Consider the following 13,168-nt stretch of genomic DNA (forward strand, 5'->3'; position numbering starts at 1 on the left):
TTGATGGGGAAATCATCAAATAGAAGTACTGAGTACTTCTTTACTGGGAAATACTACGACGATAATGATGGTAATAGTATTACTGCTATTGGTGTTGGTGGTGAAGTTTATGCTTATGGCGGAAATGATGATGTTACTGTTGGTTCACTTAAAGTCGATGTATACCATACAGATGGTGACCTTGCGGTAAAGGGAGCTTCAGGTTACGCCGGCATTAGTAAAACGGGAAATGGCGGTCTGTCATTTGCGGGTGCCGCCGGTGCGGCTTTTATTCATCACACCGGTAAAACGGGAAATTTAAATTATTCGGGTGCTGCCGGTTACAACAAACTGGTTCGTAAGGGTTTGTCTGGTGATACAAATTTTAAAGGGGCCGGTGGATACAATAAGTTATGGCATGAAACTAATCGGGGAAATTTAGATTTTGCCGGTGCAGGGGCATACAACGACATTGACCATACCTGGTTTAACCGTTATCAAGATTCACAGGGAAGTGTGACTTTTAATGGCGCAGGCGCTGCAAACAGCATCAACTCACGAGTAGAGAGCGGTAACGTTACATTTAATGGGGCTGGTGCTGATAATCACATCGTACGTAAAGGTAAAGAAGGTAATATTATCTTACGTGGTGCGGGGGCATCGAATCGCATTGAGCGTGTACGCCAAAATAAAGATGGGTATGAACAGACCCGCGGTGATATTACGTTTGAAGGCGCGGGGGGTTATAACAAACTCTATTCTGATGTCGCACATGGCAATATTAATTTCTCCGGTGCGGGTGCTTACAATGAAATCACCAGAATAGGCGCGGATAGCGATTTCGATGGTGAAGCATTGGAATTTGCCAAAGCCGAAGAAATCGTATTGAAGACGGCAACGATGGGAGGAAGCTGGATTCAGAAGTCTCAGCAAGTTACAGGTATTAAATCAACCGTCGAACCGGATACCTATCTTTTTGCGTTTGCTGACAGAATGTACACTAAAATCAGCAAAGTCCAGCTTCAAAATAATCCCACCACGGGTAGACTCGGTTATCATGCCACTTCTTGGTATAAAGTAGGTAATCACCTTAAAAATCTTGCCGCGAAAGAAATTTCGTCAGGCAATGGATTTGTCGCGGTAAACGCTAATGGCGCTTACTGTCTCTCTAGTTTGGTTTTTGAGCGTCAGCAGCCCATCGAGATTCATGCTATCGAGGAAAGCCTACTGATAGATCAGTGGGTAACCTATGCGGGCGGCATGGTGATTAAAGCAGAGGATATCTCGTTAGGTGATGCCAAAATGGGGGGATATGCGATCTTCTCTGATGGTCGCAAAGTCGATGTTTCCGCAGTCAAATCAAACCGGCAACCCAATACTTATGTGTATGCCAAGGTCATGGGGTCATATACAAAAATCGTTAAAGTTCAGTTGAAAAACGATCCTGATACAGGGCAACTGAAATACAGAGCAGAAGCATGGTACAAAGCAGGCGATCATACGGGTAATTTGGCTAATAAAGAGCTTTCCTATGCTAACGGATATACTTCTATTGGTCCCGGTTACACGTTAAGCCAGCTTCAATATAACGTTAATACAGTGCGCCGTACCTCCCATCGATTAGTACATAGCGAAGAATATAGTCAGCAAGACTTTGCAAAGTCACCCACAAGCAGTGGTTACGTTAATTTTAACGGTGTGGGTGGTGGAAACGTTATTAAATCTAATGTCACGCGGGGAAATGTTAATTTTAAGGGCGCAGGGGCGGCGAATGTCATTTTGCACGGCTCAAAATTCGGTGATACGAATTTTGATGGAGCTGGTGCAGCTAACGTCATTGTAAAAAGTGGCGAAAAGGGCTATCTGACATTTCATGGTGCGGGTTTAGCCAATGTTCTGGTTCACCAAGGCCAGAGCGGGAAAATGGATGTTTACGCTGGTGGTGCGGTAAATGTTCTTGTACGTGTCGGGGACGGACAATATCTGGCTCATCTTCTGGCTTATGGCAATATCTCAATCCACAAAGGCAACGGTAACAGCCGGGTGCTGATGTTGGGGGGATACAACACTCATACCCAAATCGGTAATGGCAATGGCAACTGGTCCGGGGCGGGTGGTTTTAACGTGATCACTCAGGCAGGAGCCGGGGATATCTCCTCCGTACTTTTGGGTGGTGCTAACGTGCTCACTAAGCTTGGTGCGGGAGATCTGGTTGCCGGTATGTTCGGCGGCGCCAATATTATCACCCATCTCAGTGATGAGAGTGAAACTGCCGATACCACCGCTATTGCGTTGGGCGGAGCCAACATCTTGACCAAGAAAGGGAAAGGCAATGCGTTGGCGGTAATGGGCGGTGGCGCGAATGTTCTCACGCATATCGGTGACGGCAATACCACGGGCGTTATGCTCGGTGGAGCTAATGTCTTAACCAAAGTCGGCAAGGGTGACACCACCGGCATCATGTTCGGCATCGGCAACGTGTTGACCCATGTCGGCGACGGTTTGACGCTGGGCGTGATGGCCGCGGCAGGCAATATCTTCACCAAAGCTGGAGAGGGGATATCGATTGCCGCCATGATTGGCGCGGGCAACCTGTTTACCCATATCGGCAAAGGGGATGCATGGACGTTAATGGGTGGCGCAGTAAATGTCTTTACCAAAGTAGGTGACGGTAATGCGCTGGCATTGATGATAGCCGCAGGCAATGTGTTTACTCATATTGGGGATGGCACAACTGTTGCGCTGATGCTGGCAAAGGGCAATATCGCCACGAAAGTGGGTCATGGCATGACTTTGGCGGCGATGATCGGCAAAGCCAATATCTTTACCCATGTCGGGGATGGCAATACCTTCGCGGCCATGATTGGAGGCGCCAATGTGCTGACCAAAGTCGGTAATGATCTGACCGCCGCTTTAATGATAGGGAAAGCCAATATCTATTCGCATGTGGGTGATGGCGCCAGTATCGGTTTGTTTGCCGGTGAACTGAATGTGATGACCAAAGTCGGTAAGGGTACGACACTGGCGGCCATGTTTGGTAAAGCCAATATGATGACCCATGTCGGGGATGGTTTAACCGGCGTGTTAGCACTGGGTGAGGCCAATATCGTTACCAAAGTGGGCGATGATTTTATGGGGGTGGTTGCGGCGGCGAAAGCGAACGTTGTTACGCATATCGGTGATTCGACAACCGCAGGAGTACTGCTTGGCAAAGGCAATATTCTGACCAAAGTAGGAGACGGCCCCACGGTCGGCCTGCTTGTTTCCGATGTGGGTAACGTGATGACCCATGTTGGGAAGGGGACGACGGTGGGGTTTGCCAAAGGTAAAGCTAATCTTATTACCAAAATTGGCGATGGCGCCGGGGTGAATGCGGCTTGGGGGGATGCCAATATTCTGACGCAAGTGGGAAATGGCGACCGTTACAACTTCGCAAAAGGTAAAGCTAATCTCATAACTAAAGTAGGGAATGGACAAGAAGTCGCGGTGGTTCAGGGCGATGCCAACATTATCACCCATGTGGGTGACGGTGATGATTACATTGGAGCCTGGGGACAAGCCAACGTTATCACGAAAGTCGGTGACGGGCGGAATGTGGTGCTGGCTAAAGGCAAGGCTAACTTTGTCACTCAGGTGGGTAAGGGCGACAGCTTTAACGCCTTATGGAGCGAAGGCAATGTCATCACCAAAGTGGGTGACGGTATGCAGGTGACGGCGGCAAAAGGGAAAGCTAACGTGACCACGACAGTAGGTAATGGCTTAAATGTCACTGCTGCTCATGGTGACGCTAACATTAACACTCACGTAGGTAATGGTGTTTCGGTTAACGTGGCGTGGGGGAAATATAACGTCAATACCAAAGTTGGCAATGGTCTCAATGTTGCGGTGATGAAAGGCCAGGGTAATGCCAATATTCAGGTTGGTCACGGCTTGTATGTTAATGCTTCTTACGCACGCAACAACGTGGCGATTAAGATTGGTGATGGTGATTTTTACAACTTGGCTGTTGCATCGAGTAATACAGAAAGTAACAAGCTTGCTTCTTTTTTCGATAATATCAAACAAACTGTACTCGGAGTGGGAGGCAGTCAGGCGATCAACTATCTGGTACATGGGGATGAGTCTAACACGTCAGGCACTCACAGGGGCAGAGGTGCAATTAACTTAACCGAAGTTTCTGCCATTGATGGTTTTAAGATGGAGGAAATTGATCAAGTTGGTTCGGACTTAAGCAGTCGTCTGAGTCGTTCTGTAACAGCGGTAGAAGTGCCTGATATTAACTCAATAGAAAGTTCTTTAGCCGGTTCGCTAAATCGAAAAACGCGATCGGTATCGGATCGGAACGAAAACCTGATCGTCAATGGTGACTTTGAACAAGGTAATCAAGGTTGGCAGTCAACTAATGGTGTTGAGGCATATAATCCGGCGAATGCTTACGGCCTTAATAATGCGGGTCATGGAAAGCGAGTCAGTGAACTTGATGTGGATGTTAACACCACGCTTTCGCAGGAGTTGCAAAATCTGTCTGAGGGTGAAGTTGTTTCACTGAGTTTTGACTTTGCTAAACGTTCCGGTCTTGCCTCAGGTGAAGGTATGGACGTGCTATGGAATGGTAAAAGTATCTTCGCAACCTCTGGCAACGAAGTTGAATGGCAAAACAAGGCGTTGCAATTAACTGCGCAAGAAGGCGCTAATCGAATCGAATTTAAAGGTACAGGTTGGGATGATGGATTAGGTTACATCTTAGATAACGTTGTTGTGAAATCTGAAATGTCATTGATTTTGAATGGTGACTTTGAACGAGGCGATCAAAGCTGGCAGTCAACCAATGGCGTTGAAGCCTATCATGAGGCAAGTGCTTACGGCCTTGATAACGCAGGTCATGGCTCACGGGTCAGTGAACTTGATGTGGATATCAGTACCACTATTTACCAGGATCTGAGAAACAGGTCGGAAGGTGAAGTCATTTCATTAAGCTTTGATTTTGCAAAGCGTGCAAATAGCACTACGTATAATGAAGGCATGGAAGTTCTTTGGAATGGTGAAAGCAAATTTACCATTACTAATGGTGATACTGCATGGCAAAGTAAAACACTGGAATTAATCGCCAAAGCAGGTACTAACCGCATCGAATTTAAAGGTATCGGCGATAATAATGGTATTGGCTATATCTTGGATAACGTTGTTGCAAAGTCTGTAGGTACATTGCCAGCCAATAGTGTTATTGAACATGCCAGGCAAGACCAGGCGGCCAAAAATGCGTTAAGCGATAAAGAAAAAGCCGAAAAAGATCGTCAGCTCCTGGAACAAGAAAAAGAGAAACAACTGGCAGCGATTGAAAAATCAAAATCTCAATTGGAATCAACGGATCAGGAAGCGCTTAGCCGGAATGGGCAAGAGCAGAGTGAGGCGATAAAAGAGGAAGCTCAGGCAGTGACTAAAGAGCTGACTTTAATAGCTGACAACTTTAAGCAACTTAAAGATGAAACCGATGATAGTCGTGAGTTAGATAGCCATTATCTCGACTATGCGGGTGGAATCTCTGAGGAGATCCAGAAACGGTTGGATAACCTCAAGCCGACATTAGAAAAACGGCTGACAGATATACATCGGAATACGATTGATACACAGCAAAAAGTAAAAGATGCCGTGGCGCTATCAGAAGCGGGTGCGGAAAAAGGTAAACAAAATCGTGACAAGGCGATTCTTGATGGTGTAGATGCGCAATTCAAAGCGGATCAGAGAAAAGAAGAAGCGCTTTTACAACAGCAGCAGGCAGAAAAGGCGAAGGATAGCGCCAATATTGCGTATCAGAATGCTGAACGTCGTGGTAAGCGTGATACCGCAGCGGCGGAAAATAAAGCGGCTCAGGCTCAAGCGGATGCTAAAGGAGCGAAGCTAAACGATTCCAGACCGGCTCGCATTGGTACAAGCGGCAGCGGCTGGTCAGGAGAAAAAGCCTATGAATCAACCGGAGCGGGAGAAATCGGCAGCCATATTGATCCTGAATCGATGCTAGAAGCGAGAAACAGATATTATCAAGGGCTGACCGAAGAAGAATTGCAAGCGTTAGAGAATGCTAAACAAGCTGTTAACCGGTTGCAGATCAACGCGGGAATTCGTGCAAAAAATACCGGTGCTTCGCTTATTCCTCGGTCTGTTGAAACACAATCTGACAGCATTGTAGTACCTCCTTTACATGAGACGCGTGAACTCATTAAAAAAGCGTCGACAATTTCTGGTATTAATCTGGAAGGATTGGGCGGCAGCAAAAAGAGGGCGATAGACTCTTCCGTATTAAGTCGCGCACAAAAAATCGCCCACATCTACCGTTGGCTTGATAATGGTAACGATAATGCATCGGACGAATATATTCCTATTCCCGGATTTAAGCGTGTTAATGCCGAGATTTCTGGTAATACCAGGCAGAATATAGTGGCTTTTATTGAACGGCATCTCAGGAATCCCAAAGTCAAACATAAAGTACCTGAGAATGAAATCGCATCTTTAGCGAAACTGTTTGTTGATGCGACTTTGGATTATGACTGGGATAAACGAGTTGAGTTTATCGCAAAACTGGACAGTTATGGTCATAGCTTTGAAGCTGCCCGCGATGACAAAAGTATTGTTTCATTCTGGTCCGGGAAGAGTTTTAGAAGACATCGAGATGTTCTTGAGGCCGCCCAACCGGATGGTAAGAAAATCGTTTACGATGTTGATGTGCAGGGAAACGCTTTTGCGATTCAGCTCAATCAGTACCTCATGAAATGGAAAATTACGTATCTCTCCGATAATGAAAATAATAGGCATAACGCGCTAAGAGCGGCAATTGATGCTGCTACGTATAGCAACACTGGTTTCTGGAGCTCCATCTATGCCGCAGGATCACGTGGTGATGTTTATTTGATCTCTGAAGGGGGCTTACGTCTTGGCAACTATTTCTGGAATGTTGAATTACCTGTATTGCGTAAACTGCAACGTGAAGGATTAGTAGGTGAAATTCTATTGTTGGATAAACCGGCAAGTGAATATAAAGGGTTGCCTACAGAATTGATTGGCCGCAGATTAACCGAGGCGGGTATTACTGTGAAGGCGCGGTTTGATGCTTTGACTATTGAAGAGCAGGAAAAAAGGCTGGCGGTTAACCCCGGTGGTTATAAAGCCGATACTGTTATTGATCTCGATATTAAGCTCAGTGCCGTCGACACTATGCTGAATCAAGCATTGCCGTTTTATGGATTACGTACAGAACGTAACTTATTAGTGCAAAAGAGCGATGAAGGATTTGAGGTGTGCTCATGGCCCGGTAATGGCAATGAATTTAAGAGAATTATTGTAAAAAACACGACCAGTAATAATCTGCTTAAAGCAGTTGAACGTTTTATTCTTGCTAATTACGACAATTATGCGCAGTTACCTGATGAGTTATATTTCATGGAAGATCGGATTATATCTCATCATCAAGGGCATACCCGAATTCTTGCTGATAAAGTGAATGGCATCTGGAAGCCCGTGCCAGAATTGATGTCGGTGAGTGAGTTCCATCAAGCCGCATCCATTGCAGGTAAAATGCGTGGTGACAGTTACCAAAAAGTGATTGATGCACTAGAGAGTTATCACCATGTCTGGCAAGGAAGAAAAGACGATGAATTGGATGTGATAGGAAAATTATCCGATTTGCGCCAACAGGTTGAAGGCTATCTCTTAGGTCATCCTGACTCAGGTCGTGCCCCGGCAATGAAGGCATTATTGTCTCAAATTGACACACGCTTTGAAGAGTCGATGGCGCTTACTGAATCCACTGTGAGAATCCCAGAGCAAGGTGATTTCAGTAGTCTGTACGATAAACTTGGCAGTGCCAATCTTAAGGATTCAAAACACCTTTATGTTGATGAAAATGGTGATTTTGTCACTCGCGGTAAGGCAAATATTCATATTAACCAGAAAGCGGAAAGTGCTGATAAAGCGATTGAGCAAGTCAAAGCGGCGGTTATTAAAGAGTATGGTCAAAATGTCTCAGATGCTGTCTTTTCAAATCTGAAAGCCAGCGATTTATCACAAGATGGTAAAGGCATTGACGTGTCTGGTTTAAGAAAGATCCATCAGGCGATTGAGAATATATCGACCCCTTCTGGATCTCAGAGCAAAGATCATAATGTGGAAAAGAAAAGTTTATTCCAGGAAGTGGGTTATACCATTTTTGATCTTAAAGCAGATGGAAAACAATTGGCTGATTATTCATTCCACTTTAGTCAGAATGAGGATTTGTTGGGGGAGTTTAAGAAGCTTATTCCAGAAATTAGTAATGTGCTCGTGACTAATGGTAATGACGTTCAGTCCAAAGAGTTTCTGGAAGGAATATGCTTTGCGCTGTCTTCCCGCTATATGATGGAAGAACGTGTGAATGGCGTGGGAGGGGGAAAAGCTTATATAGAGTGGTTGCAGGAGGTAGCTAAAGCCTACAATGACAATTCCGTGAATAAGAAAACGGATATCAACTCTATTGAATCCTCTTTGCTTAACCGATATCGCCGTCAGAAAGTCGGCCCGGCTATTGAAAAATTGTTATCAATACAACATCTTCAACAGCTTGATGCTGGCAGTTTGATCGAGAAAGCGAAGGGGAATGTTGATTATAGTGCAAGGCTAAAAGCAAATGGGTTAACAGGGGCGAGGATCGGTGATCCGCTGAATTATGAGGTTGATGGCTATGAGTCTGTTATGGAGCAACTGCGCAATGTGAAGCAATCGACTTATATGATGTTTATGTCTGAAGATCACGCCATGTCGGTTGTTGTACATAAGAGTGAAGCTCAAACAATCTGGTCATTCTTTGATCCTAATTTTGGTGCTAAATCGTTTGATAACTATAATGATTTTCACCGTTTTATGGATTCTTTCCATAAGGGCCTGATCACGGGTTACCGATCTCCTATAGGTTATAAATATACATCTGCCAGTCCTGAGGACAGTGCAAAATCGAGCTTCTATATTAACTATAATACATTTGAAGATAGCGCTATTACGGGTTATGACAATACTTGGAAACAGGCGCGTGAGGGTGAACAAAGTCATGTATTGCAGGCACTGAAAGAGCAGGAAATAATGTTTTCGCTGGATTCAGGTGTTGAAGGGTGGATCGCGGATTACCGTGAAGATGTCGTCACTTTGGAAGTCATAGATAAGAAAGGCCAAAAGGTTTTTGTTGAAGTTGAAAGCAACAACTTTAAACAAGCAGCCAGTTTCGTACAGTTGAATATTGGTAAGATATTTGCTGACCCAACCGTCAGTAAATTGACACTGAAAGGCTCGAAGAATGGTGATGCTACGGTATCTGTGCTGGAAAAATTATCATCGGACACTGTTCTAAAAAACAGAGATGTCGAATCTTGGGAACGCATTTCAGTCACACCACAAACCGATGGTCGAGAAACCCGCTTTGATGGTCAAATCATCATCCAGATGGAGGATGATCCTGTAGCTGCTAAAGCAGCAGCAAATCTGGCGGGTAAACATCCAGATTCCAGCGTAGTGGTTCAGCTCGATTCTGAGGGTAAATACCGTGTTGTCTATGGGGATTCAGCTCAATTTAAACCCTCGGACAAGTTGCGTTGGCAGATTGTCGGGCATGGTCGTAGCGAATCAGAGCAGAATAATACTCGTCTGAGTGGTTACAGTGCCGATGAGCTGGCAATAAAACTCAAACAATTTACTCAGAGCTTTAGTCAGGTCGGTACACCAGACCACATTAGCATCGTGGGTTGTTCGCTGATTAGTGATGACAAACGAGATGGTTTTGCTCATCACTTTATCACCGCCTTAAAAGAGCAAAATATTCACACGACTGTTTCGGCTCGTCGTAGTGAAGTTGCCATTGATGTCACTGGCCGTAAATTTACCCAGAATGAAAATAATCAATGGATCAATAATCTGACTGATAACAAAGTTATCTTGAGTTGGAATGAAAAAGGCGAACTTGAAACGCATTCAGAACGAGTTCGTCACAATATTGCTGAAAGCGATATCAATCTTTCTCGTGTCGGTATAGCGGATGCAGATATGCCAGCCAAAGGTGCGATTGTGGATAATGCAGATATTTTCACAGCGCCAGAGAAGCGCAAAAATAAAATTGAAACCGACTCAAGCCATATATCGAATAACCAGATAAGTTACTCAGGTAATATTCAGGTGGATGTGGGGAATGGTGAATTTACTGCGCTTAATTGGGGGACGTCGAACGTTGGCATCAAAGCAGGTACTGGAGGTTTTAAATCACTGGCCTTTGGTGATAACAATGTGATGGTGCACATCGGCAATGGCGACAGTAAACATAGTGTCGATATTGCCGGTTATCAGGCGCTTGAAGGGGCGCAAATGTTTATTGGCAATCGTAACGTCAGTTTCAACCAAGGCCGTAGTAATGACCTGATTGTGATGATGGATAAATCCCTGCCAACGCCGCCGTTGGTTAATCCATTTGATGGCGCCGCTCGTATTTCCGGGGTATTGCAAAGCATTGCTCATTCTGGTGAAGAGCAGGAGTGGCTAGCGGCGCAAGATCAGCAATGGACAATCGCTGGCGCGAAAAAATTTGTTCAGGATATGTCTGGTTTGGACCAAACCAGCAGCGTTGACTATAAGACTCTGGTTGATTTGGGTTCTCAACATGAACGTAATAGCCGTGGTCTGAGAAGTGATACGGAAGCAGCGCTGAATAAGAAATTCAACCAGTGGCTAAGCAAGAATGGCAACAGCGTTGATATGAGCAATATGAGCCGTGCGGATAAATTTCGTCAGGCTAATGAAAAACTGGCATTCAACTTTGCAGTAGGGGGCCAAGGGGCGGATATTCAGGTAACTACGGGTAACTGGAACTTTATGTTCGGTGACAATATCCAGTCGCTCCTCGACACTAACCTGGGGTCGTTGTTTAGTTTAATGACTCAGCAATACTCGACAACTGGTATAGCGAAAACAACGTTTACCTATAATCCGCAGGATTTGCCACGTCAGCTTAAGAACAAATTGCTTGGTCGGTTAGCCAGTGTGAATGCAGATACCACTTTAGCGGATATCTTTGGTGTGGATTACACTGCGGATGGTCGTATTGTCTCCCGTGGAGACGAGCCTGTGGATGGTGTGGCTATTCTAAAAGAGATGATTGAAGTTATAGGGGAATTCAGTGGTGAACAACTGAAAGTCTTCACTGATCCAGATAAATTGCTCGATGGCCTGAAATCTCACCTTAATATGGGGACGGATGGCATTAAATCCTTTGCTGAGAGTCATGGCCTGAAACAGAAAGATGCTGATGAAAATGAGGAAAGGCAGAGCGGCACGCCAGCGACTGTGGAGACGGAGAGCGCCAAACCAGAACATGCATTTGGTTTTCATTCGCTGAATTTGCCTAACTTGTTTGCGACGATGTTCAGCAAAGATAAACAAGAAGAGATGAAGTCATTAGTGACCAATCTGAAAGAAAATCTAACCACAGATTTGCTCAATATGGAGCAAAAAACGTTTGATTTCTTGCGTAACAGCGGCCATCTGCAAGGGGATAGCGATATCCATGTATCGTTGGGGAACTACAACTTCAACTGGGGCGGTGATGGTAAAGATCTTGGCGCCTATTTAGGAGATAACAACAACTTCTGGGGTGGTCGCGGAGATGATGTTTATTATTCAATCGGTACTTCCAACATCTTTGCGGGTGGTATAGGTGATGATCTGGGCGTTCTCATGGGACGTGAAAACTGGATGTTTGGCGGTAATGGCGATGATATCGCGGTGGTTGCCGGACGTATTAACCATGTGTTCATGGGTGAAGGTAATGACCAGACGTTTGTCTTTGGCGAAGGTGGATTAATTAATACCGATAAGGGTCAGGATTATGTTGTCACCTCAGGCAACTACAACCGGGTAGATACCGGGGAAGATCAAGATTATGCCGTGACCATTGGTAATAACAACCGGGTTGAGTTAGGTGAAGGCCATGACTTTGCCAGAGTATTTGGAAATGACAACCAAATTGGCGGTAACTCCGGTAACGATGTGATTAAACTGTTGGGCTACCATGCGATGATTAATGGTGGAGAAGGTGATGACCACCTGATAGCGGCCACTATTTCTAAGTTCAGCCAGTTTGATGGCGGTGATGGTCAGGATCTGCTGGTATTAGGGGGTTATCAGAACCGCTTTCAGGGTGGGACGGGTGTAGACAGCTTTGTAGTCAGCGGTAAGGTGATTGACAACCAGATTGATGATATCAATGCGGAAGATATGATTGTCTTTGATGGTATTGATTGGCAAAGCCTATGGTTCCAACGTAGCGGATATGATCTGGTGTTATCAGTAAACCGCCATACCGAAGATAAAACCGCTCAGGGAGCATTTGAATCAATAGGTTCAGTCACTTTTAGCAATTACTTTAATGGTAATCGTGCCAAATTGGTAGCGCAGATGGGGGATAAGAGTGCATCGGGAGAGCGTGAGTTTACGGCGCTATCGGATAATGCGGTTGATACTTTGATCCAATCAATGAGCAGTTTTGCCCCGACAGCAGGCGATAATGGTTTTATTGAAAATCTGGACAATAAGGCGACAATTGCCATTACAACGGCGTGGTCAGATATTACTATTGGTAAGGCGCGGTTTGCATAATTAATTCTCTAGAATAAAAGTAAAATGAGTAATAAAAATGGCTCACACAATTGGTGAGCTATTTTTACGGCTGAATAACGAATGTTCATTATATTATTGGTTGTTTGTTGATTAATGGTTATATTTATTGGTAAATTTTATTTATCATTATTATTTCCTGACTAAAAAAGTAGGATATTATTATCTCATTTACTTATATTGTTTTAATCGTTATAATCTGTGTGGTTATTTATGGAAATGGAATAAAATAATTGATCGTAATTGATAAAATTTTATATCTTAGTTTAGTCATTGCTTTATTATCTTGTCTGTATTTTCAATATTATCGCAGAAAAAATATCTGCGTTAACGATTTTTTTGAATTTTTTATTTATCTCATTCAATGGATTTGTTTTAAGGTGTTTGTAAATGCATCAAATTGAAACTTTTCTGAACTAGGTGTTTTTCTTGTTATATCCGTTTTATTAATAAATTACTTTTGGGAAAAAGTATGTCTGATAAATTCGTGTAAACAATATCTGATGTTAAT

1 protein-coding gene is annotated in these 13,168 nt (G+C 44.3%); it reads left to right on the plus strand.

Annotated elements, in window-relative coordinates; all coding sequences use genetic code 11:
• Positions 1-3: 3 nt before the first annotated feature.
• The gene (rtxA, locus tag B0X70_RS25030; RefSeq protein WP_246593459.1) at positions 4-12,639 is read left to right on the plus strand and encodes an MARTX multifunctional-autoprocessing repeats-in-toxin holotoxin RtxA; all 12,636 of its coding nucleotides are present in this window, start codon (positions 4-6) and stop codon (positions 12,637-12,639) included.
• Positions 12,640-13,168: the final 529 nt, after the last annotated feature.

Source organism: Photorhabdus akhurstii (genome assembly GCF_019090985.1).
In the GTDB taxonomy this organism is placed as follows: domain Bacteria; phylum Pseudomonadota; class Gammaproteobacteria; order Enterobacterales; family Enterobacteriaceae; genus Photorhabdus; species Photorhabdus akhurstii.